Source organism: Pseudomonas sp. BTN1, from assembly GCF_001907715.1.
GTDB lineage: Bacteria > Pseudomonadota > Gammaproteobacteria > Pseudomonadales > Pseudomonadaceae > Aquipseudomonas > Aquipseudomonas paracarnis.
Window position 1 is genome coordinate 1 of the sequence record NZ_MPBM01000008.1, and the last position, 22,338, is coordinate 22,338.

At 62.6% G+C, this 22,338-nt stretch carries 20 protein-coding genes and 1 pseudogene; 6 read left to right on the forward strand and 15 right to left on the reverse strand.

The genetic code is table 11. The features are described from left to right. Window positions 1-91 precede the first annotated feature (91 nt). Complete coding sequence (locus BMH52_RS03400) at window positions 92-817, forward strand: SDR family oxidoreductase (RefSeq protein WP_014719044.1); 726 nt, start codon at window positions 92-94, stop codon at window positions 815-817. Here the strand turns inward: BMH52_RS03400 and BMH52_RS03405 are convergent. The 14 genes from BMH52_RS03405 to BMH52_RS03470 all read right to left on the reverse strand — a co-directional run bounded on the left by BMH52_RS03405 (window position 814) and on the right by BMH52_RS03470 (window position 17,078). After that, window positions 814-1,818, reverse strand: a complete 1,005-nt coding sequence (locus BMH52_RS03405; protein ID WP_054897430.1) for a LacI family DNA-binding transcriptional regulator — start codon at window positions 1,816-1,818, stop codon at window positions 814-816. The two genes, BMH52_RS03400 and BMH52_RS03405, sit on opposite strands and share 4 nt — an antisense overlap. Before the next feature lie 58 nt (window positions 1,819-1,876). After that, entirely contained in the window at window positions 1,877-2,740 is an 864-nt protein-coding gene (locus BMH52_RS03410; RefSeq protein WP_014719042.1) for a LysR family transcriptional regulator, read from the reverse strand. A 553-nt stretch (window positions 2,741-3,293) separates the two neighbouring features. Continuing rightward, a complete protein-coding gene (locus BMH52_RS03415) occupies window positions 3,294-4,697 on the reverse strand; it encodes an amidase (RefSeq protein ID WP_073842908.1) in 1,404 nt (467 codons plus the stop codon). Continuing rightward, window positions 4,694-5,962, reverse strand: a complete 1,269-nt coding sequence (locus BMH52_RS03420; protein ID WP_073842910.1) for a Zn-dependent hydrolase — start codon at window positions 5,960-5,962, stop codon at window positions 4,694-4,696. The genes BMH52_RS03415 and BMH52_RS03420 overlap by 4 nt, the downstream gene beginning before the upstream one ends. Before the next feature lie 13 nt (window positions 5,963-5,975). Continuing rightward, window positions 5,976-6,671 carry an ABC transporter ATP-binding protein gene (locus BMH52_RS03425; RefSeq protein ID WP_003192343.1) on the reverse strand — a complete coding sequence of 232 codons (696 nt, stop codon included), beginning with the start codon at window positions 6,669-6,671 and terminating at the stop codon, window positions 5,976-5,978. After that, window positions 6,671-7,420: an ABC transporter ATP-binding protein gene (locus BMH52_RS03430; protein WP_014719039.1), complete on the reverse strand. Its 750-nt coding sequence runs from the start codon at window positions 7,418-7,420 to the stop codon at window positions 6,671-6,673. Before BMH52_RS03430 ends, BMH52_RS03425 begins: the two co-directional genes overlap by 1 nt. Beyond that, window positions 7,417-8,427, reverse strand: coding sequence for a branched-chain amino acid ABC transporter permease (locus BMH52_RS03435; protein ID WP_073842912.1), 1,011 nt, complete (start codon window positions 8,425-8,427; stop codon window positions 7,417-7,419). Before BMH52_RS03435 ends, BMH52_RS03430 begins: the two co-directional genes overlap by 4 nt. 1 nt (window position 8,428) lies before the next feature. Next, complete coding sequence (locus BMH52_RS03440; protein ID WP_020301305.1) at window positions 8,429-9,289, reverse strand: branched-chain amino acid ABC transporter permease; 861 nt, start codon at window positions 9,287-9,289, stop codon at window positions 8,429-8,431. A 57-nt stretch (window positions 9,290-9,346) separates the two neighbouring features. Next, a complete protein-coding gene (locus tag BMH52_RS03445) occupies window positions 9,347-10,549 on the reverse strand; it encodes an ABC transporter substrate-binding protein (RefSeq protein ID WP_038450627.1) in 1,203 nt (400 codons plus the stop codon). 237 nt (window positions 10,550-10,786) lie between these two features. After that, entirely contained in the window at window positions 10,787-11,554 is a 768-nt protein-coding gene (locus BMH52_RS03450) for a FadR/GntR family transcriptional regulator (RefSeq protein WP_060767049.1), read from the reverse strand. Between the two features lie 108 nt (window positions 11,555-11,662). After that, window positions 11,663-12,418, reverse strand: a complete 756-nt coding sequence (locus tag BMH52_RS03455; RefSeq protein ID WP_058410698.1) for an alpha/beta fold hydrolase — start codon at window positions 12,416-12,418, stop codon at window positions 11,663-11,665. Between the two features lie 107 nt (window positions 12,419-12,525). After that, window positions 12,526-13,938 (reverse strand): efflux transporter outer membrane subunit, encoded by a 1,413-nt coding sequence (locus tag BMH52_RS03460; RefSeq protein WP_038450623.1) that lies wholly within the window; start codon window positions 13,936-13,938, stop codon window positions 12,526-12,528. Further along, entirely contained in the window at window positions 13,931-15,904 is a 1,974-nt protein-coding gene (locus tag BMH52_RS03465; RefSeq protein ID WP_058410696.1) for a MacB family efflux pump subunit, read from the reverse strand. The genes BMH52_RS03460 and BMH52_RS03465 overlap by 8 nt, the downstream gene beginning before the upstream one ends. A 1-nt stretch (window position 15,905) precedes the next feature. Next, a complete protein-coding gene (locus BMH52_RS03470; protein ID WP_073842914.1) occupies window positions 15,906-17,078 on the reverse strand; it encodes an efflux RND transporter periplasmic adaptor subunit in 1,173 nt (390 codons plus the stop codon). Between the two features lie 336 nt (window positions 17,079-17,414). Between BMH52_RS03470 and BMH52_RS03475 the strand changes: the two genes are divergently transcribed. The 5 genes and pseudogenes from BMH52_RS03475 to BMH52_RS03490 all read left to right on the forward strand — a co-directional run bounded on the left by BMH52_RS03475 (window position 17,415) and on the right by BMH52_RS03490 (window position 21,578). Beyond that, window positions 17,415-17,897, forward strand: a complete 483-nt coding sequence (locus BMH52_RS03475) for a sigma-70 family RNA polymerase sigma factor (RefSeq protein ID WP_014719030.1) — start codon at window positions 17,415-17,417, stop codon at window positions 17,895-17,897. A 119-nt stretch (window positions 17,898-18,016) separates the two neighbouring features. Further along, window positions 18,017-19,354 carry a lysine N(6)-hydroxylase/L-ornithine N(5)-oxygenase family protein gene (locus BMH52_RS03480; protein WP_073842916.1) on the forward strand — a complete coding sequence of 446 codons (1,338 nt, stop codon included), beginning with the start codon at window positions 18,017-18,019 and terminating at the stop codon, window positions 19,352-19,354. Then, window positions 19,344-19,463, forward strand: a pseudogene (locus BMH52_RS29480) (outer membrane lipoprotein carrier protein LolA); the annotation flags it as partial. The gene BMH52_RS03480 and the pseudogene BMH52_RS29480, both read left to right, overlap by 11 nt. Window positions 19,464-19,527: 64 nt before the next feature. After that, window positions 19,528-20,748, forward strand: a complete 1,221-nt coding sequence (locus tag BMH52_RS03485) for a putative DNA modification/repair radical SAM protein (protein ID WP_014719028.1) — start codon at window positions 19,528-19,530, stop codon at window positions 20,746-20,748. Next, window positions 20,745-21,578: a TIGR03915 family putative DNA repair protein gene (locus tag BMH52_RS03490; protein WP_058410694.1), complete on the forward strand. Its 834-nt coding sequence runs from the start codon at window positions 20,745-20,747 to the stop codon at window positions 21,576-21,578. Before BMH52_RS03485 ends, BMH52_RS03490 begins: the two co-directional genes overlap by 4 nt. A gap of 262 nt (window positions 21,579-21,840) precedes the next feature. Here BMH52_RS03490 and BMH52_RS03495 read toward each other — a convergent pair whose 3' ends face one another. Next, entirely contained in the window at window positions 21,841-22,338 is a 498-nt protein-coding gene (locus BMH52_RS03495; protein ID WP_073842918.1) for an Lrp/AsnC family transcriptional regulator, read from the reverse strand.

Consider the following 22,338-nt stretch of genomic DNA (forward strand, 5'->3'; position numbering starts at 1 on the left):
GTGTCAGTCTCCTTATCGGGAGCTGATACACCGCTATCGCAGGCAAGCCAGCTCCCACAGTGGGTCTTCATTGGTTTTGAGATCTTTATTTATGACCACCACCTTCGACTTCTCGCACCAGCGCATCCTCGTCACTGGTGCCAGCAGCGGCATCGGTCGCGAAATTGCCCAGCAACTGATCGCCAGCGGCGCTGAAGTCTTCGCTCTCGGTCGCGATGCCCAGGCGTTGGCTGCATTGGGGTGCCACACCCTGTGCGTAGATATCGCTGACAGCGTCGCCCTCGACAAAACCCTGCAAGATTTGCCGCCTCTGCACGGTCTGGTCAACTGCGCCGGTATCTCACGCCTGGAGCCTGCCGCGGCCATCAGCGCCAGCGCCTTCGACCAGGTGATGAGCGTCAACGCCCGCGCCGCTGCGCAAGTGGCCAGCCGGGTCGCGGCAAAGATGATCGAAGCGAACATGGCGGGCAGCATCGTCAACGTCTCCAGTCAGGCGTCGTTGGTGGCGCTGGACGATCACCTGAGCTACTGCGCCTCCAAGGCTGCACTGGATGCGATCACCCGCGTGCAATGCGCCGAGTGGGGCCGTTTTCGCATACGCGTCAACAGCGTCAACCCCACCGTGACCTTGACGCCGATGGCGGCCATGGCCTGGTCCGACCCGGCCAAGCGCGACCCGGCGCTGGCAGCGATTCCTTTGGGGCGTTTTGCGCAACCGGCGGAAGTGGCGCTACCGGTGCTGTTTTTGCTTAGCGACGCGGCGAGCATGATCAGTGGCGTCAGCCTGCCGGTGGACGGCGGCTACACCAGCCGCTAGCCGTTTTCCAACTGCCCGGCGATGACCACTTTGTCCCGTGGCTTGTGCGGGTCTTGCAGGCGGTCAAGTAGCAGGCGCACGGCACTGCTGCCGGCCAGGGATGCATCATGGGCTACGCAAGCGATGGGCACGCCGAAGATATCGGCGAAGGGCAGGCGGTCGATGCCACAGATGGTCAGGCTGTCATGGGCGATGTTGTGCATGCGCAAGGCGCGCAGGGCGCCCAGGGTGATCAACTGGTTGAAGCCCATGATCGCATCCGGCGCCGAGTGTGCGGCCAGGTAGTCGAGAGTATGTAAATAAGCCGGCATCAGCGTGTAGTCGCCCGCCTGCACCTCGACCTGAATGTCGGGGTGCTCGGCCAGCACTTCGCGCAGGCCCTTGAGGCGCTCCACGCTGATGCGCGAGTGCTCGGGGCCGGTCAGCACCAGCAGGCGCTTGAGGTTCGGGGTTTGGCGTAACAGGTAGTGCGCGGCTTGCAGCCCGCTGTGGTAGTTGTCGAGCACCACGCGGCTGAACGGGCTGTCGTGGATCGTGCGATCGAGCAGTACCACCGGGGTCTTGCCGTTGCCCAGGCGTTCGAGGTAGTCGGGCTGGTAGCTGGGCTCGTCGGAGACCGGCGACAGGATGATCCCCGCCACGCGGTAGCCCAGGAGGGTATCGACTGCCTTGCTTTCGAGTTCTTCAAGTTCATCGGTGTCTACCAGCATGATGGTGTAGCCGTGCTTTTTCGCCTCGCGGGAAATGGCCTTGATCATCTCGCTGTAGAACGGGTTGTCTACAGACGCGGTGATGACCCCGATGATCAGGCTTTCACTGCGCTTGAGCCCACGGGCGAAGGCGTTGGGCACGTAGTCGAGCTCGCGAGCCACTTCAAGAATGCGCGCCAGGGTGGCGGGTTTGACCAGGTCGGGTTTGCTCAGGGCCCGGGACACCGTAATGGTGGTCATGCCGACCCGTTTGGCAATGTCGCTGATGGTGACGGACTTTTTCTTGTTCATCGGTAAGGCTGCGAGAGGAAACACCAGCAGGCTAGCATGTGCGCAGATGTAGAGTGATTCAAATCAGCGGATCCCAGCGTTGCGACCAGTCGCCTTCGGCCTTCACCACCGCGCGTAGCAGTTCCAGGGCTTGCTGCAACACCGCCGAATCCCGCGCCCGCGAGTACACCAGGTAGGTCGGAAAGCTGAATTCCGGCGCCTTGGGCACGCGCTGCATCACGCCGCTGTCCAGGTAGCTTTGCACCACCCGTGTGCGGAAGTAGCCGGCACCGCCGTTTTCCAGAATGTACTGCAACGCCAGCGGCCCCAGGTTGAAACTCAGCGCGGCACGCGCACGGTCGGGCAGGGCGGCGTCGTGTTGCTGGCGAAAACCCTGGCCCCAGTCGATATACACGTAGGGCGAGGGTTTGCTCGCCAGTTGCACCAGAATCAGTTTTTCTTCCAGCACCTGCTCCACCTGCAAGCCCGGCCAGTATTGCGGCTGGAACACCAAGGCGGCGTCGAGCACACCCAACTCCAGTTGGCGCAGCAGGTACTCGCCTTCACGCACCTCGGTGCGCAGCGCGTGCCCCGGAATGTGCTCGCGCAGCGCCTTGGCCCAGCCGAGCATCAATGGGTTGCACAGGCTGACCTCTCCGCCGATATGCAGCACATTGCGATAGCCATCGGGCAACGGCAGGTCGCGTCGCGCCGCTTCCCAGGTCTGCAGCAACTGGTTGGCGTACACCACGAAGGCCTCGCCGTCGGCGGTCAGCCGCGCACCGGCACGGTTGCGCACAAACAGCGTGCAGCCGAGCTGGTTCTCAAGGTTTTTGACACGAGCGGTGATAGCGGTCTGGGTGACGTGCAGTTTCTCGGCCGCTGCGGCCAGGCTGCCGCAGCGGGTGATTTCGAGGAAGGTGCGTGCCAGTTCGATGTCCATGAAGCCCCCGGGGATGAATAGGGGCATTGTAGAGCGATGCAGGATTGGAATGCGATCCATGTGGGAGCTGGCTTGCCTGCGAAATCGCTGGTTCAGTTAGCCCATTGGCCTCTGACACACCGCTATCGCAGCATAGGTATCTACATAACTTTGGTACGACGCTGTATCTGTGGCGAGGGAGCTTGCTCCCGTGGCGGCCTGACAGCGACGCTTATCCACCTGACGCGCCGCAGTCCTATGTGGGAGCTGGCTTGCCTGCGAAGACGGCCTGACAGTCAACTGGGATGTTGGATCAGAGCGCGTACATATCCGTTATTTAGGTAACGGCCACTTAGGGTTCCGCCCTGACGGCGGCTCACTTTGCAAAAGCGGCAAGGCACCTAAGATCAAGATCAAAAGCAGATCAAGAGCGGCTCGCTTCGCATCGTGGTTACCGTTGGCTGCTACAACCTACAAAATTGTGTAGAAGCTGCGACGGCGGTGTGTCAGAGGTCAATGTGCTGATTGAACCAGCGCTATCGCAGGCAAGCCAGCTCCCACAGTTGTAGGTATTTCAGGTCGGGATTTTCGGTGTGTGCAAGTGCGCTGTGGGGAATGCCTGTGCATACGCGTGACACACCCTAAGTACCTGCTCATCGGCAAACCGCGCGCCCACCACATGCAAGCCCACTGGCAAGCCATTTGCCGCCAACCCGCAGGGCACTGACGCCGCCGGTTGCTGGGTGAGGTTGAACGGGTAGGTGAACGGCGTCCATTCCATCCACTCAGTCATTCCCGAACCCGGCGGTACGTTGTGCCCGGCTTCGAACGCGGTGATCGGCATCATCGGTGACACCAGCACATCGTAATGCTCATGGAAAGCCGCCATCCGTGCGACCAGCGCCGCCCGGGCTTCCAGGGCTGCGTTGAAATCATCCAGGCTCAAGCGCTCGCCCCGTTGTGCAATGCGTAGCAGCCCTGGGTCCAGAAGTTGCCTTTGCGCCTCGCTCATCGTGCCGGTCAGGCGTGCTGCGCCGGCAGCCCATAGGGTGCTGAACACCTCCAGTGGGTCGCTGAAACCGGGGTCGATCTGCTCGACATGGGCGCCCAGTTGCACCAGGCCCTGCACAGCCCGATCCACTACCTGGGCAACTTGCGGGTCGACTTTCACATAGCCGAACGTGGGGCTATAGGCGACACGCAACCCTTTCAAGTCCGTTCCTGGAATGAGCCAGGGCGTGGTTCGCGGCGCACCGATCAAGCCGTCCCGTGCATCCGGTCGCGCCACGGCTTGCAGCATCAGCACGCTGTCTTGCACGGTGCGCGTCATCGGCCCGAGGTGCGACAGAATCGTCATGGAACTGGCCGGCCATTGCGGTACATAGCCGAAAGTCGGCTTGATCCCGAAGGTGCCGGTAAACGCACAGGGAATGCGGATCGAGCCACCGGCGTCGCTGCCCTGGTGCAGCACGCCCAGGTTCAATGCCGCCGCCGCAGCGGCGCCCCCGGACGAACCACCGGCGGTGGTGCGCGTGTCCCACGGGTTGCGGGTGATGCCATACAGCGGGTTATCGGTGACGCCTTTCCAGCCGAATTCCGGGGTGGTGGTCTTGCCCAGCAGCACCGCGCCGGCCTTGCGCATGAAGGCCGAGAAGGGCGCGTCCACGTCCCACGGGCCCTCGGCACTGGAGGTGCGCGAGCCTTTGCGCGTGGGCATACCGACCGTCAGCGTTAGGTCTTTGATCGACGCCGGCACGCCATCCAGCGCCCCGCAGGGTTCGCCCTTGAGCCAGCGTTGTTCCGACGCCCGCGCAGCGTCCAAGGCGCCTTGCGGGTCGACATGGCAGTAGGCATTCACCACCGGGTTATAGCGCTCGATGCGCAGCAACGCGTCTTCGGTGACCTCCACGGGCGACAAGGTCTTGTCGCGAAAGTGCTGCAACAGTTGCACCGCTGTCAGTTGGCCAATCTCACTCATGCCACATCCCCCTGTGCCGCCTTGACCATGGCGCGCAGCAACACCGCGCAACCCGCCGCCAGGTCATCCGGCGCGGCGTTTTCGATTTCGTTATGGCTGATGCCGCCTTCGCACGGCACAAAGATCATCCCGGCCGGGCCCAGTTCAGCGACGAAGATCGCGTCATGCCCGGCACCGCTGACAATGTCCATATGGCTCAAGCCCAATGCCTGGGCAGCCTCGCGCACGGCATTGACACAGGTCGGGTGAAAGTCCAGCGGCGGGAAGTCGGCGGTGGGCGTCAGGTCAAACGTCAAGCCGTGGCGGGCGGCCGCGTCTTCGATCACTGCGCGCACTTCATCGACCATGGCTTGGAGCTTGTCGGCGTGCAGGTGACGCAGGTCGATGGTCATGTGCACCTGGCCGGGGATCACGTTGCGCGAGCCAGGGTGCAGGTTCAGGCAGCCGACGGTGCCGCAGGCGTGAGGCTGATGCTGATGGGCGATACGGTTGACCGCGCTGACCACCTCGGCAGCGCCCACCAGGGCATCCTTGCGCAGGTGCATGGGCGTAGGGCCCGCATGCGCCTCTACGCCGGTGAGAGTCAGGTCGAACCACTTCTGGCCCAGGCAGCCCATCACCACGCCCAGGGTAATGGCCTGGTCCTCCAGCACCGGGCCTTGCTCGATATGCGCTTCGAAATAAGCGCCCACCGGATGGCCCAGCACCGCACGCGAACCGGCATAGCCGATGCGCTGCAATTCGCTGCCTACCGACAGGCCTTGGTCGTCGCGCTTGTCGAGGGTGTCCTGCAGGTCGAACTTCCCGGCAAATACCCCGGAGCCCATCATGCACGGCGGGAAGCGCGAGCCTTCTTCGTTGGTCCACACCACCACTTCGATGGGCGCCTGGGTTTCGATCTGCAAGTCATTGAGCGTGCGGATCACTTCCAGCCCGGCCATTACCCCGTAGCAACCGTCGAACTTGCCGCCGGTGGGCTGGGTGTCGATATGGCTGCCGGTCATGACCGGGGGCAGGGTGGGGTTGCGGCCAGGACGGCGGGCGAAGATATTGCCGATGGCATCCACACTGATGCTGCACCCGGCGGCCTCGCACCACTGCACAAACAGGTCGCGGGCCTGGCGGTCCAGGTCGGTGAGGGCCAGGCGACACACGCCGCCCTTGGCCGTGGCGCCGAGCCGGGCCAGGTCCATCAGCGACTGCCACAAACGGTCGCGGTTGATCAGCGGGGCATTGCTCTGGAGCGGTTGCGCAAGACTATTCATCAGGAATCTCCACTCAGGCACTCAAGGCCAGGTAACGGTTTTTGATCGTCGGGTCGGCGCGGAAGTCAGCGGCGCTGCCTTCGTACACCACGCGGCCCTGTTCGAGCACGTAATGGCGGTCGGCGAGCTTGTCGCAGACCATCAGGTTCTGTTCCACCAGCAACACCGGCAGGCCCTCGTCCTTGACCTTGCGCAGGATCTTCACCAGCTCGTCAACGATCACCGGGGCCAGGCCTTCAGTGGGTTCGTCGAGGATCAGCAGCTTGGGGTCGTTCAGCAGGGCGCGGGCGATGGCGAGCATCTGCTGTTCGCCGCCGGACAATGCATGGCCGGCGTTTTTGCGCCGCTCCTTGAGGCGCGGGAACATGGCGTACACGTCTTCCAGTTGCCAGCGGCTGTGTTTGCGGGCGGCGATGCGCAGGTTTTCTTCCACCGTCAGCAGGCGGAAAATCCCGCGGTTTTCCGGCACCAGCGCCAAGCCCTGGCGCGCAATTTCGAAAATCTTCTGCCCCACCAACGCCTGGCCGTTGAAGTGGATCTGGCCCTGGCGCGGGCAGATGATGCCGAGGATGCTACGCAGGGTGGTGGTCTTGCCGGCACCGTTACGGCCCAGCAGGGTCACCAGTTCGCCAGGATTGACGCTCAGCGACACGCCCTCCAGCACATGGCTCTTGTCGTAGTAGGAATGGATATTCTCGACGATCAGCATCAGGCAGCCTCCCCAAGATAGGCAGTACGCACACGTTCATCGGCGCGCACGAACTCCGGCGTGCCTTCCACCAGAATCTGCCCATGGCTCATCACCGTGATGCGTTGGCTGATGGACATGACGATGCTCATGTTGTGTTCGATCAACAGCACCGTATGGTCGCGCCCAAGGTCGCTGATCAGTTGGGTCATGATCGGGATATCGTCGATGCCCATGCCCGAGGTGGGCTCGTCGAGCATCAACAGTTTGGGTTTGGAGCAGATCGACATGCCCACCTCCAGTACCCGTTGCTGGCCGTGGGACAACTCACCGGCCAGGGTGTCGGCGCGGGCCGTGAGTTGCAGGCGTTCCAGCACCTGGTCGGCCATCTCCAGGTGTTCGCGCTGGCTGTCCACCCGACGCCAGAAGTTCAAGGCACGCGAGCCATCGCGGCCCTGGGCGGCCAGGCGCAGGTTTTCGCGCACGCTGAGGTTCTGGAACAGGCTGGTGAGCTGGAACGAACGCGCCATGCCCAGGCCGACGCGGCCGTGGGCGGGCTTGCGCATCAGGTTCTTGCCGTCGAAATGGATCGCTCCGGCGGTGGCCTGGCGTTCGCCCGTCAGGCAATGAAACAGGCTAGTCTTGCCGGCGCCATTGGGGCCGATGATGGTGTGGATGGTGCCGGCTTCGACCTTGAGGTTGACGCCATTGACCGCATGGAACGCGCCGTAGGCCAGCTCCAGGTTCTGGGTTTCCAGCAAGATACTCATAGCCCGTCCTCCTTGGCGACGACTGCGGGTTTGCGCGTGCCGCGCAGCTTTTCGAACAGCGACGCCAAGCCGCCCCACAAACCGCCGCGCATGAAGATCACCACCAGGATCAGGATCACCCCCAGCAGCATCAGCCAGCGCGGCCACAGATCGGAGAGAAAGTCACCCAGCAGCACGATGGAACCGGCGCCCAGCAGTGAGCCGAACAGCGAGCCGGTGCCGCCGACGATGGTCATGATCAGGATGTTCTCGGACATCGCCAGGTCGATATTCGACAGCGGCACAAAGTGCAACAGCATGGCGTACAGCGCCCCGGCAATCCCGGTGACCGCGCCGGACAGCACGAACACCAGGATCTTGAAGTGGCGCGTGTCGTAGCCGATGGCCGAGGCGCGGGTTTCGTTCTCGCGGATCGCCATCAGCGTGCTGCCAAACGGCGAAGCGATCACCCGGCGTGCGCCGATGAAAATCAGCAGGAACAGCACCGCGACAAAACCGTAGAAGGCGCGGGCATCGGCCAGGGACAGCAGCACGGTGTCACCCACACGAATTTCCGGGCGTGGCACGCTGAGCAGGCCGTTGTCGCCGCCGGTCCAGTCGCTCAGGGTGTAGGCGACGAAGTAGGCCATCTGGCTGAACGCCAACGTGAGCATCACGAAGTAAATGCCCGTGCGCCGAATCGCCAGGGCACCCACCAGCAAAGCCAGCACGCCACCGGCCAGCGCCGCGCCCAGCAACGCCATGAACAGGCCCAGTTGCAGGTGGATCATCAACAGCGCCGCACAATAAGCTCCGGCACCAAAGAAGATGCCTTGGCCGAAGGACAGCAGCCCGGTATAGCCCAGCAGCAGGTTGCAGGCCAGGGCGGCCATGGCAAAGATCAGTATCTCGGTGGCCAGGGTCGCCGAGGGCAACACCAGCGGCAGGCCGATCAGCACGGCCAGCACCCACACCAACATGGCTCTGGATTGGGTCTTGGCAAACGGCAGGGGGTTTTTCTCGCTCATGTCAGGCTCTCCCGAACAGGCCGTAAGGGCGTACCAGAATCACCACGGCCATGGCGCCGTAGATCATCAGGCTCGCACCCTGGGGCCAGAGTGTGGTCATCAGGCTTTGCACCACGCCCACCAGCAAACCGCCGACCAGCGCACCGCTGAACGAGCCCATGCCGCCGATCACTACCACCACGAAGGCGATGCCGAGAATCTCCGGGCCGACGAAGGGCTGGGCGCCGCGCAAGGGCGCGAACAACACCCCGGCGACACCGGCCAGGGCGACGCCGAGGGCGAAGGTCATGGAGAACAGGCGGAAGATATTGGTGCCCAGTAGCGACACGGTTTCGGTGCTTTCACTGCCGGCGCGCACCAGGGCACCGAAGCGCGTGCGCTCCAGCAGCAGCCACAGGCCCAGGCCCACTAGCCCGGAAAACACGATGAGGAACAGGCGGTAGTAGGGATAGACAAAATCACCCACTACCAGCACGCCGCGCAACAGTTCCGGCACGGCGACGCTTTTGCCCACCGGGCCCCAGATCATTACGCTGGCTTCCTGGATGATCAGAGCGATCCCCAAGGTCACCAGAATCTGGAACATGTGCGGCAAGTGGTAGATACGCTGGATCAACAAGCGCTCAATCACCCAGGCCAACGCAGCCACCACCAACGGCGCGATCAGCAACGCCAGCCAGAAGCTGCCGGTGAGGCTTACCGCGGTGTAGCAGATGTAGGCGCCGAGCAGGAAGAACGCGCCGTGGGCGAAGTTGACGAAGTTGAGCAGGCCGAAAATGATCGTCAGCCCCACCGCGATCAGGAAGTAGATCATCCCTAACCCAAGGCCGTTGAGGATCTGGAACAGGTACAGATTAAGCATGCAGGCACCCTCCGCAGGTGGCCGCTTGCGCGGCCCTGCGCGACAAAAGTTAAGCGGTCAGCCGAGTGTGCAGCCCGTCGCCTCGACTGCGGGGAACGATTGGCCAGCGCTGAGCACTTTGGCCAGGTCGTCCTTGTCGGCCATGTCGCCGCTGGCCTTGCCGATCAGCAGGTAGTAATCCTTGATCACCTGGTGGTCGCCGGCGCGGATTGACTCCTTGCCGGTCGGGCCTTCGTAGCTCAAGCCTTGCAGGGCCTTGGCTACGGTCGGGCCGTCGAAACTGCCGGTGGCGATGATGGTGTCGAGCATGACTTTGGTGCTGATGTAGTCGGCGGCCAGCGGGTAGGTGGGGTTGATGCCGTAGGTGGCCTGGGTCAGCTTGACCAGCTCACGGTTGAGCGGGGTGTCGACCTGGTGCCAATACTGCGCGCCCAGGTACACGCCTTCGAGCACATCGCTGCCCAGTTCCTGGAACTGATCCAGGCCGGCAGACCACACCAGCAATACCTTCATGCGCTCCTTGATGCCGAAGTTCACGGCCTGGCGCAGGGTGTTGGACGATTGGCTGCCAAAGTTGAGCAGCACCAGCACATCGGGCTTGGTGGAAATGGCGTTGGTCAGGTAACCGGAAAACTCCTGTTCCTGCAGTGAGTGGTAGCTGTTGCCCACGTGTTCCAGGCTATGTTCCTTGAGCACGTTTTTGGCCCCTTCGAGCAAGGCTTCGCCGAACACGTATTGCGGGGTGATGGTGTACCAGCGCTTGGCGTCCGGCAGCAACTTGATCAGCGGCACCATGGTTTCGCGGATCGCACCGTAGGTGGGCACTGACCAGCGGAAGGTCGCCTTGTTGCAGTCCTTGCCTGTGACTTCATCGGCGCCCACCGGGGTCATGAACACGCCGCCGACCTTGTCCACTTCCTTGGCCACCGCCAGGGCGGAAGACGACAGCGTGCAGCCCTGGAAGAACCGTGCGCCGTCCTGCGCGATGGCCTCTTGCACCTTGCGCACCGCCTTGCCGGCGTTGCCTTCGGTATCGATGACCTTGTAGTTCAGCGGGCGGCCGAGCAAGTCGGGGTGTTGTTGCACCGCCAGGCGTGAACCCATATCGGCAAATTTGCCATAGCTGGCAAAGGCGCCAGACATGGACTTGAGGCCGTAAAAGGTAAAGGGCTCGGCGGCGAATGCCGAACGCACGCTCAGCGGAAGGCTGAGGGCGGCGGCGGCGGTGAGGCTGGCTTTCAATAACGTACGACGCTGCATGGGGTGACTCCCTGGTTTAGTTATTGGCAGGAGCGGCAAGGGCGATACGGTGGAGCAAGGGCCTGTGGGCAGGCTTGTTATTGGATAACTCGATTTCGCGGGGGAACGGGGTCAAATGTGGGAGCTGGCTTGCCTGCGATGGCATCTACTCGGTCCCTCTGTAACACCGAGGCGCCCGCATCGCAGGCAAGCCAGCTCCCACATTGAACGGGTTCCCACATTGAATGGTTGGTGTGTTTAAGAGTGGTCGAACTCCAAGAGGAAGTGCGGGCTCACCTGGCCTTCCAGCGCGGTCATGTGGTGTTCGGCATCGCACATGTGTTCATGCATCAAGCTGCGCACCGCGCTTTCATCCCTGGCGCGAAAGGCGATCAGCAGTTGCTTGTGATAGTCGAGGTTGGCCGCATCGAACTGCTTGCGCTTGGGCTTGTAGGCCTTTTTCAGCACCACCAGGTCGCGCAGCAAGTCATTGAGGAACTGCGCCATGAAACTCAGCAGCGGGTTGGGGCAGGCCCGGGCCAGCAGGTTGTGGAACTCCAGTTCCGCCAGGCGTTGTTCGCGCTGGCCGGCTTCGCTGTCTTCGGGGGCGCTGCAAAAATCCACGTTGGCTTGCAGGGCCAGGTAGTCGTCTTCGCTCAAACGCCCCAGCACCGACACCGCCAACTCCACTTCGATGACCTTGCGCAGTTGGTAGACCTGCTCGCCGTCCAGGTGCTGGAAATGCAGGTAATTGCGCAAGGCGCGGCTGGCCGGCTCGGTGCCGGCCTGGTTCAAGTACGCCCCGCCACTGGGGCCGGTGCGCGTGCTCACCAGGCCCTCCACTTCCAACGCCTTGAGCGCTTCGCGTGCCGAACCCTTGGAACACTGGAAGCTTTCCATCAGCTCGCGTTCGGTGGGCAGGCGATCGCCGGGCTTCAAGGCGTCGGTGACGATCGAGCGCTTGACCGACTCGACAATCACATCGGACAGCTTCTGGCGTTTGCGGCGTAACGGACGACTCAGCATGGCGGTGATTTATCGTATTAATGCGGATAAATAGCACTTAATAACGATTGGGCAGGTGCGTCAACGCAAGGGGTCGTTTTCGGTGAATAGGGGTCGTAAATGCGCAGGTTATTCCCAGGCGCCCAAATCCAGGCAGCGTGCGGTCGCCGGCGGCTGTTTGCCATAAGCGAGAAAATCCCCTAGCCAGCGGCTCACACAGCCGTCAGCGCCTGCGTGTGCCGACTCCTTGAGCAAGAGCTGCTCGACACCGGCGGCGAGCGCTTCGCCAGGCTCGGTATTGATCAGCACCATGCGCCCGACGCGCTCGGGAAAAAGCGTGCCATAGCGGCTGCCCAGGCGCGTGGCAGCGGCGTTGCCCAGGTAGTTGAGGCGCGCCTCGCCCAATTGCCCGCGCACGTACTCCATGTCCCGGGCGGCCTGTTCCACGGCATTGCCCTGGCGCAGGTCGCGGGTGCTCAGCTCGATCACGTCGTAGCGGTCGACCAGGGTGCGATAGGCGGTGGTGGCAAGCGATTCCCAGCGGCTGGCCAAGTGAAGGACGAAAGGTGCGCCTTTGACCCGCTGGGGGTCGCCGGCCTGGATGAACACCACGCCTTCACGGTTGAGCGGCTGCCGTGCGCCTACCCGTGTCACGCTCAGGCGAATGCGGCCGCGCTGGGGGGCGGCATGGTCGCGGGGCACGCTGACCAGGCCGCATTGGGTGCGGCCAACCACTTCGGGGTCCAGGCGCGCTGTTGCAGTGAGTGGGCAGTCCAGCAACCAGTCGATCGCGGTGGGGGCGATCAAGGGCTCGGCCAACGCCAGGTTTGGTATCAGCCAAAAGCCGATGCAGACCAGGCCGTTTACAAAAGCGCTGGGTTTCATCATGAGGTCCTGGGCATCCGTGTGATAACGGCTTTTTTACCAAGGACCTTGGGGTGGAAAATGTAAGGTGAAGAAACAACTCGTGTATGAAATATGAGTTTCGTTTATCAGATATCGGTGTTCCAGCCACCGCCCAATGCCTTGTACAGGGCGATGCTGGCTTGCAGGCGCGACAGGCGCAGTAGCACGTTCTGGTCTTGGGCGTCGTACAGGGTGCGCTGGGTTTGCAGTACCGTGAGCAGGTCTTCGGCGCCAGCTTCATAGCGGCTTTGGGCAATCTGGAAGGCGGCCTGCGCCTGTTGCAGCTCTTCGGTTTGCCACTGGCGTTGCTGGTCCAGGCGGGTGATGCTGCTGAGGGCTTTTTCCACATCGGCAAAGCCGTTGATGATCGCCCCACGGTAGGTTTGCAGCAGTTCATCCTGGCGTGCCCGAGCCTTGTCGCGCTCGGCGCTCAGCCGGCCATTATTGAAAATCGGCGCCATCAGGCCCGAAGTCAGGGTGTAGAAGGGGCTGCGCAGGATCTCTTCAGCCTTGGACGCGCCTGAGCCGAGCGTTGCGCCCAATGTCACCGTCGGCAGCATGGCCGCACGGGCCACCGTGACATCGGCGCTGGCCGCCGCCAACTGGGCCTCGGCCTGGGCGAGGTCGGGGCGCCGGCTCAATAACTGGCTGGGCACGCCAGGCCCGATACTTGGCCAGGTCAATGCCTGAAAGGGTTCTGTGCCTAGCTCCAGGGCCTGCACGGGCTGGCCGAGCAAGGCGGCGAGGGTGATCTGCGATTCTTCGGCCGATTGCTCGATCAGCGGCAGTTGCCGTTGCTGACCGGCCACCAGGCTTTTCTGTTGTGCCAGTTCCAGGGCCGTGGCGGAACCTGCGTCGTGGCGGGTCTGCACCAGGTTCAGCACATTGCGCGCATTCGCCAGGTTGAGCTCGGCAATCTGCAGGCGCTGGCGTGCGGCCAGGGTTTGCGCGTAGCGGTCGGCGACGTTGCTGAGCAGGGTCAGCTCCACGTTGGCCTGATCGAACTCACTGGCGTGCAAGCTGTGCACGGCGCTGTCGCGGGCAGCGGCGCGGCCACCCCAGAAGTCGATTTCGTAGCTGGCCGTGAGGTTGGCGTCATAGTTGTTGACAGTCCTGTTGCTCTCGGTGGCGTCCAGCTCCGAGTTGCCGCTGCCGCGCAACAGCCGTTGACGGCTGGCGCTGAGGTTGAACTTCAGTTCCGGCAACAATGGTGCACCGGCAATTACCGCCGTGGCCTGGGCCTGGCGGACACGCGCCATGGCCGCCGCCACGTCGAAGCTGTCACGGCGGGCCTGGTCGATCAGGCGGTTCAGCGCCGGGCTGCCAAACTGCGTCCACCAACGTTGGTTGATGGCTTGGGTCGCTTCGCGTTCGGCAAAATGCCAGGCGGCGGGCGCAGCAAGGCCGTTGTCGATGGCGGGCGGGTTAGTGCCGCAGGCCGTGAGCAACAGGCACACACTGAGCGCTGACAGTTGTGGAGTGAGAGATCGTTTATTCACTGGTCAACGCCTTAACCGGATCAAGCCGGGCAGCTTTACGGGCCGGCATGAAGCCGAATACGACGCCGGTGACCAGCGCACAGCCAAACGCGCCGAGCACCGCCACCAGGGAAAACTGTACCGCCACTTCAGCCAGCACCAGCACGCCGCCTACCAGCAATGCCAGGGCAATACCGAACAGGCCGCCGACCACCGAGAGCATCACCGCCTCGGTGAGAAACTGGCGCAGGATGTCGCGCTGGCGCGCCCCGGTGGCCATGCGGATGCCGATTTCACGGGTGCGTTCGCGCACGGTCATCAACATGATGTTCATCACGCCGATGCCGCCCACCAGCAGGGAAATCGCTGCAATCGAGCCGAGCATCAGCGACAGGGTGTTCTGGGTCCGTGCTTCGGCCTGGATCATCGCTGCGTCGTTGGTCAGGTGGAAGTCGCGTTTGCCGCCGTGCAGCTTTTGCATAAGCTGACTGATGGCTTGCTCGGCCTCTTGCACCTTGCGTGCATCGGCGGCGGCAATGACAACGTATTCGGGATTATAGGTGCCGAACAGGCGCACGCTGGCGGCGGTATAGGGAATGGCGACACGGTCGTCGCTGTCTTGCATCCCGGAGCTGGAGCCTTTTTCCGCCAACACGCCAATCACTTGGAAGGGCACGTTTTCGATCAGGATGTATTGGCCGATGGGGTCTAGCTGGCCTTTGAACAGCTTTTCGCGCACGCGATGGCCGATCACCGCCACCGTGGCCCCGGCGCGTTCGTCGGCTTCGGTAAAGTAGCTACCTTGGGCCACTGGCCAGTTGAAGATGTCCGGGAAGTTGGTGTCGTTGCCGCCCACATAGGCCATGTAGTCGACGTTGCCGAAGCGCACGCCGGCGTAGGTGCCGTTCACCGGCATGATGCGCTTGACCTGGGGCAATGTAGCCAATGCCGCCACATCATTGAGGGTCACGATACCTGCCGGTGTGCGCGGGTTAGGCGAAAAGCCGCTCAGATAGATGATGTTGGAGCCGAAGGCCGCCATCTGCGCCATGACCTGACGCTTGCTGCCTTCGCCCACCGCCAGCATCACTACCACCGACGCCACGCCGATGATGATCCCCAGCAGCGTCAGCGCGGTGCGGAAGCGGTTGATCCACATGACCCGCCAGGCTGCCTGCACCGCGTCCAGCAGCTCGGCTTTCCAGGCACCATTGTGTTCGGCACCGTCGGCCAGGCGCTGGCGCAGATCCACGGCTTGCAATGCGTCGCTGCCGGCCGTGACGGGCACGTGGGGGGTACTCAACGCCGAATCGCTGATGATCCGGCCGTCGCTGATCTCAATGATGCGGTTGGCATGCGCCGCGACTTCGCGGTCGTGGGTAATCAGGATAACCACATGGCCCTGGCTCGCCAATTCATCCAGCAGCACCATCACCTCGGCACCGCTGTGGCTGTCGAGGGCCCCGGTGGGTTCGTCGGCAAGGATTATATGCCCGCCGTTCATCAACGCCCGGGCAATCGAGACGCGCTGTTGCTGACCACCGGAGAGCTGGTGCGGGCGGTTGTTGGTGCGATCGGCCAGGCCCAGGCGGGTCAGCAGAGCCTTGGCACGGGCATGGCGTTCGGCAGCGCTGATACCCGCATAGATCGCCGGCATCTCAACGTTTTCCTGGGCCGAGCCGGACGGGATCAGGTGGTAGCCCTGGAACACGAAACCAAAGGCTTCGCGGCGCAGCCAGGCCAGTGCGTCGCTGTCCAGGTGCGCGACGTTTTCCCCTGCGAACAGGTAGTCGCCCACGGTGGGGCGGTCGAGGCAGCCGAGGATGTTCATCAGTGTGGATTTGCCGGAGCCGGAGGCGCCGACGATGGCAACGAACTCTCCTGCATGGATCGACAGGTCGATCCCACGCAATACGTCGACCTGCGGGCTGTCGCCGCCGCCGTAGGATTTGCGGATGTTCTTGAGTTCGATCAGTGGCGTGGTCACATCAACCCCCGCTGCCGCTGGCTGGGCCGATCAACAGGTGATCGCCTTCGTCCAGGCCATCCAACACTTCAACCCGCAGGCGGTCACTGATACCCAGCTGTACTTCTCGCTCCTTGATGGCGCCGTTTTTGGTCACGACCCGCGCGATCTGCTTGTCGGTGCCTTGGCTGCCGAGCAGCGCTGCGACCGGGATGGTGAGAGCGTCCCTGGCCTGGCTGGCGACGAAAAACACCTGGGTGGTCATTTCGGCCATTAACGCATTGTCAGCGTTGTCCACATCCAGCAGTACGGTGTATAGCACTACCCGGCCACTGCCGGTTTTGCTGTTACTGCTGGGGCTGCCACTGCCTTGGCTGGTTTCGTTCAGGGGCTTGGGCGGGATCGGCAGGATCTGGCGCACGGTGCTGGTCCAGCGCCGGGTGCCGCCGGCGAGGGTAGTGAAATAGGCGCTCATGCCCGGTTTGACGTGGCCGATATCGGCTTCGGACACTTCGGCCCATACGGTCATCGGCGACAGTTTGGCGATGCGCAGGATCAACGGCGTCTGTTGCTGGGCGTTGAGCGTCTGGCCGACTCGCGCATCTACCGCCACTACGGTGCCGCTCATCGGCGCGTAAATCCGCGTATAGCCCAGTTCGGCCTCGTCACTGCGCAGGCTGGCCTGGGCCTGGCGGATCTGGGCCTTGAACATGTCCACCCGCGCCTGGGTCGCACTCAGTTCGGCCTTGGCGGTTTGCACATCTTCTTCGCGGGTGGCATTCCCGGCGCTCAGGCGCTGCTGGCGCTGATACTTCTGGCGCGCCAGCTCGTGCTGGGCTTTTTGCTCCTGCAACTGGGCCTCGAGGTTTTCGATGGCGTAGCGGCTGGCGTCGAGTTTGGCCTGCTGCGTGGCAGGGTCGATCTCTACCAGTAGCTGGCCTTGCGTGACCTGGTCACCGGCCTCGACATGGATCTTGCGGATCTGTCCGGAGGCCTGGGCGCCGACGTCTACGTAGCGTCGCGGTTGCAGGGTGCCCAGGGCGGTGACACTGTTCTCAATGTCGCCGCGCACGACAGTGACCGTGGGCAAGCTATCTCGACCTGGCGGCAACAGCTGCCAGGCTGCCACTGCAAGGAGGGGGATCAGGCACACCACAGCAAGGAGGGCGAGGCGGGCGGGGCGAGGGCGTTTCATGCTTTGGTTCCAGCCAGGGAAAGGGGGCCGAGTGGCGAAGAGCTGACTGTTATACGAGAAAATTGCGCGAATATTTAGGCGTTTACATACGCAGTAACAGCTGCGTCGGCGAAAAAAACCATACGTGGGAGCAAGACTTCTTTAAAAGTAGATGAGAATTACTATAAATTGCACATACTCAAACTGCCATCATCGATGGCTGTCTGTTGGGAGCAAGTTCGCTCGCGAAAACGTCAACGATAACGCGTGCATCCAGATAAAACGATGTGCCCTCAGGTTCTTCGCGAGCAAGCACGCTCCTACAGGATCAACACCACCGGGAGGTGCTCAGGAGTCATGTTGGAAAACTACTATCGCGAGCTGGTGTGTTTCCTGAACGCCAAGCTGGGTAACCGCCAGGTGGCCGAAGATGTGGTGCATGACGCCTATGTGCGGGTGCTGGAGCGCGTAAGCGATACGCCAATCGAGCAGCCTCGCGCGTTTCTTTACCGCACGGCACTGAACCTGGTGATCGACGGCCATCGGCGTAATGCCTTGCGTCAGTCCGAGCCTCTTGAGGTGCTGGACAGCGAAGAGCGCTTCGCCGCCTGTTCCCCCCACACCAGCCACCACCAGGGCCAGCGCCTGGAGATGCTCGAGCGCGCCTTGGCCGAGTTGCCGGCGGCCTGTCGCGACAGTTTCCTGTTGCGCAAACTCGAAGGCCTGTCCCACGTGCAAATCGCCGAACGCCTGTGCATTTCCCGCAGCCTGGTGGAAAAACACATCGTCAATGCGATGAAGCACTGCCGGGTGCGCATGCGCGAGTGGGAAGCGCACTGATCGGCTGTTAGTTAAATTTTATTTCACTGTCCTCGTTTCCTATCAACACACGGCCTGTTGTTCAGGCCATGAAGGTATTCCCGCCCCACCGCCATGGGGCTTATCCAGAGGACACTGGAATGACACAGGCAATTGCTTCGCCCGCGGTTCATGACCTGATCGGGATCGGTTTCGGCCCTTCGAACCTGGCGCTGGCCATCGCCCTGCAGGAGCGTGAAAAGGCCCAGGGCAAGCTGGACGTGCTGTTTCTCGACAAACAAGCCGACTACCGCTGGCACGGCAATACCCTGGTGACCCAGAGCGAACTGCAGATTTCCTTCCTCAAGGACCTGGTGACCCTGCGCAACCCCACCAGCCCGTACTCCTTCGTCAACTACCTCAAGGCCCACGAACGCTTGGTGGACTTCATCAACCTGGGCACCTTCTATCCCTGCCGCATGGAGTACAACGATTACCTGCGCTGGGTGGCGGGGCAGTTCCAGGCCCAGGCCAACTACGGCGAGGAAGTGCTGGCCATCGAGCCGATCCTGCATCAGCAGCAGGTCGAGGCGTTGCGCGTGATCTCCCGTGATGCCCAGGGCGAGCAGCATGTGCGCACCACCCGTTCGGTGGTGGTCAGCGCCGGCGGCACACCGCGCATCCCCGAGGCATTCAAGGCGTTCAAGGGCGATAGCCGGGTGTTTCACCATTCCCAGTACCTGGAGCGCATGGCCAGCCAGCCGTGCGTAGATGGCAAGCCGATGCGCATCGCCGTGATCGGCGGTGGCCAGAGCGCGGCCGAAGCCTTTATCGACCTCAATGACAGCTTCCCGTCGGTGCAGGTCGACATGATCCTGCGCGGCTCGGCGCTCAAGCCGGCCGACGACAGCCCGTTCGTCAACGAAGTGTTCTCGCCGGCCTTTACTGACCTGGTGTTCCAGCAAGTCGGTGCCGAGCGTGAGCGTTTGGTCGCCGAGTACCAGAACACCAACTACTCGGTGGTGGACCTGGACCTGATCGAGCGCATCTACGGGATTTTCTACCGCCAGAAAGTCTCCGGCATCGCCCGCCAGGCGTTCCGCACCCTGACCATAGTGGAGAAGGCCACCGCCGGCCCGCTGGGCATCGAACTGGCCCTGCGCAATACCGCCACCGGCGAAACCAGCCTCAACCATTACGACGCGGTAATCCTGGCCACCGGCTACGAGCGCCAGATGCACCGTGAACTGCTGGCGCCGCTGCAAGCCTACATGGGCGACTTTGAAGTGGCCCGCGACTACCGCATCGTCACCGACGAGCGCTGCAAGGCTGGCATCTACATCCAGGGCTTCAGCCAGGCCAGCCATGGCTTGAGCGATACCTTGCTGTCGGTGTTGCCGATTCGGGCGGATGAGATTGCGGCGTCGTTGTATGAGCACGATCGAAACCGCGACAAGGGACGTTCGGTGCAGGACTTGCTCCTGGCTACTGCCAGCTGACCGATCCCCTGTAGGAGCGAGCTTGCTCGCGAAGAACGTCAACGATAACGCGCCTCATCTGAATGAACGTGGCGCTCTCGCCTTCTTCGCGAGCAAGCTCGCTCCTACAGACGGCACTTGTGACAAAGTGTGGCTATTGGTACTGTACAAAAAACCAGTATCGGTAGCCCTCCATGCAGTTGATCGAAAAACTCAGCATCCTCGCCGACGCCGCCAAGTACGACGCGTCCTGCGCCAGCAGTGGCGCGCCCAAGCGCAGTTCCGAGGGCAAGGCGGGGCTGGGTTCCACCAATGGCATGGGCATCTGCCACAGCTACACGCCCGATGGCCGTTGCGTGTCGTTGCTCAAGGTGTTGCTCACCAACTTCTGCCTCTACGACTGCCAATACTGCGTCAACCGCCGCTCCAGCGACGTGCCCCGTGCGCGCTTCAGCCCGGAGGAGGTGGTCACCCTGACCCTGGATTTCTACAAGCGCAATTGCGTCAGCGGGCTGTTCCTCAGCTCCGGCATCATCCGTTCGTCGGACTACACCATGGAGCAACTGGTGCGGGTCGCCAAACTGCTGCGCGAAGAGCATGACTTTCGCGGTTATATCCACCTCAAGACCATCCCCGATGCCGACCCGGCCCTGATCGCCGAGGCTGGCCGTTATGCCGATCGCCTCAGTGTGAATATCGAACTGCCCACCGACGCCAGCCTGCAGACCCTGGCGCCCGAGAAGCAGATCGGCTCGATCAAGCAGGCCATGCAGACCATCTACACCGGCGAACAGACGGTGCTCAACGAACCCCGCGCGCCACGTTTCGCCCCGGCCGGGCAGAGCACGCAGATGATCGTCGGCGCCGACGACACCGACGACAGCACCATCCTGCACGGTGCCGAGGCGTTGTACGGTAATTTCAAGCTGCGCCGCGTGTATTACTCGGCGTTCAGCCCCATCCCCAACAGCCCGAAAAGCGTACCCCTGGCCGCGCCGCCCTTGATGCGCGAGCACCGCTTGTACCAGGCTGATTTCCTGCTGCGCAGCTACGGTTTCAGCGCCAATGAGCTGTTCGCCGGCCCCGGTGACCTGGCACTGGATATCGACCCCAAGCTGGCGTGGGCCCTGGAGCATCGCGAGGTGTTCCCCCTGGACCTCAACCGCGCCGAGCCGACCCTGATCGCACGTATCCCCGGCATCGGCCTGCGCACCACCCAGCGCCTGGTCGACCTGCGCCGTGAGCGCAAGATCCGCTTCGAAGACCTGGCGCGCATGCGCTGCGTGCTGGCCAAGGCCAAGCCGTTTTTCATCACCAGCGACTACCACCCGCAACAGGCCGACAGCACCAGTGTGTTGTTGCGCGAACAATTGCGGGACCGCCCGCAGCCGCAACAGATGGGATTGTGGGGATGATCAGCCTGGAGTGCGACAACCTGTTCAGCACCTGGCGCGAACAGGCCCGCTGGTTGCTCAGCCATCAGGTCGACCCCAGCCAGGTCAGCTGGGGCGAGGTGCAGGCGGCGGACCTGTTCGCTACCGATGAACCTATCCCACCAGGGATGGGGCCGTTTCAGGCGCGCATCCCCAAGGCGCTGTTGCAATTGTTGGAGTCCGCTGCCTGTTATCAAGGTGATCAGCGCTGGAGCCTGTTGTATGAAGTGCTATGGCGGGTCAGCCACGGTGATCGCACGGCCATGCTGGCAGGTGACAAGCTTGGCAGCGAGTTGCAGCGGCGCATCAAGCAAGTCAGCCGGGAGGCCCACCACTTGCACGCGTTTGTGCGCTTCATCGCGCTGCCGGCCGAGGCAGGGCCGGAACTGCCGGAGTACGTGGCCTGGCATGAGCCGGCCCATGACATTCTCAAGAGCGCCAGCGAGCATTTTATCGGGCGCATGGGCCGCCATCGCTGGATGATCGCCACGCCCCTGGACGGGGTGTACTACGACGGCGAACAACTGATTCATCAGCGCCAGTGCCCCGAGGCCTGGCAGCAACTGGCACAGAATGTTGAAGATCCCCACAGCGCCATGTGGCTGACCTACTACAGCCACATCTTCAACCCGGCGCGGCTCAATCCCAAAGTGATGGAAGGGCATTTGCCCAGCCGCTTCTGGAAGAATTTGCCGGAGGGCAAGTTGATTCCGGGGCTGATCAGTGAAGCCCGCACGGGCAAGCAGAAAGATGGGCAGGCGAAGCTGGTGGGTGCCAAGCCAGGCAAAAGAATATTAAGTGGGCAGGGGTGAATGATCGTTCCCACGCTCTGCGTGGGAATGCCACCCTGGACGCTCCGCGTCTGCTCTTGAAGTTTTGTGACGCGGAGCGTCATTGGATGCATTCCCACGCAGAGCGTGGGAACGAGCTAGCTGGATCAGGCCAGGTCGGTTGATCGTTCCCACGCTCTGCGTGGGAATGCCACCCTGGACGCTCCGCGTCTGCTCTTGAAGTTGTGACGCGGAGCGTCATTGGATGCATTCCCACGCAGAGCGTGGGAACGAGCCAGCTGGATCAGGCCAGTTCGGTCGCGGTGTTCTTGACCACCGCCAACTCCGGATGCGCCACCAGCTTATCAATGTGCAACTCATCATTGTTCAACCAGGTCTCGGTCAGCACCCGGTAATGTTCCATATCCCGGCAGCGCATGCGCAGGCTGTAGTCGAATGGCCCGCTGATCAACTGGCATTCGAATACCTGCGGGCAGGCTTTTACGCAGGCTTCGAAGGCCTTTTGCGCCGAGCGCCCGCTTTGGTTGGACAAGGCCACCAGCACCAGCAGTGACAGCCCCGGTGAGACCATCTGCACATCGATGATCGCCCCATACCCACGGATCACCCCGCGTCGTTCCAGCTTGCGCACCCGTTCCAGGCAGGGCCTGGGGGTGAGGTGCACCAGCGACGAGAGCTTTTCGTAGGTAATACGCCCCTGATGCCTGAGTACGTCGATGATCGCTTCGTCGATGCGATCCAGCGTAGGGGAAGAATGGTGTCCGTGGGCCTTGGTATCCAT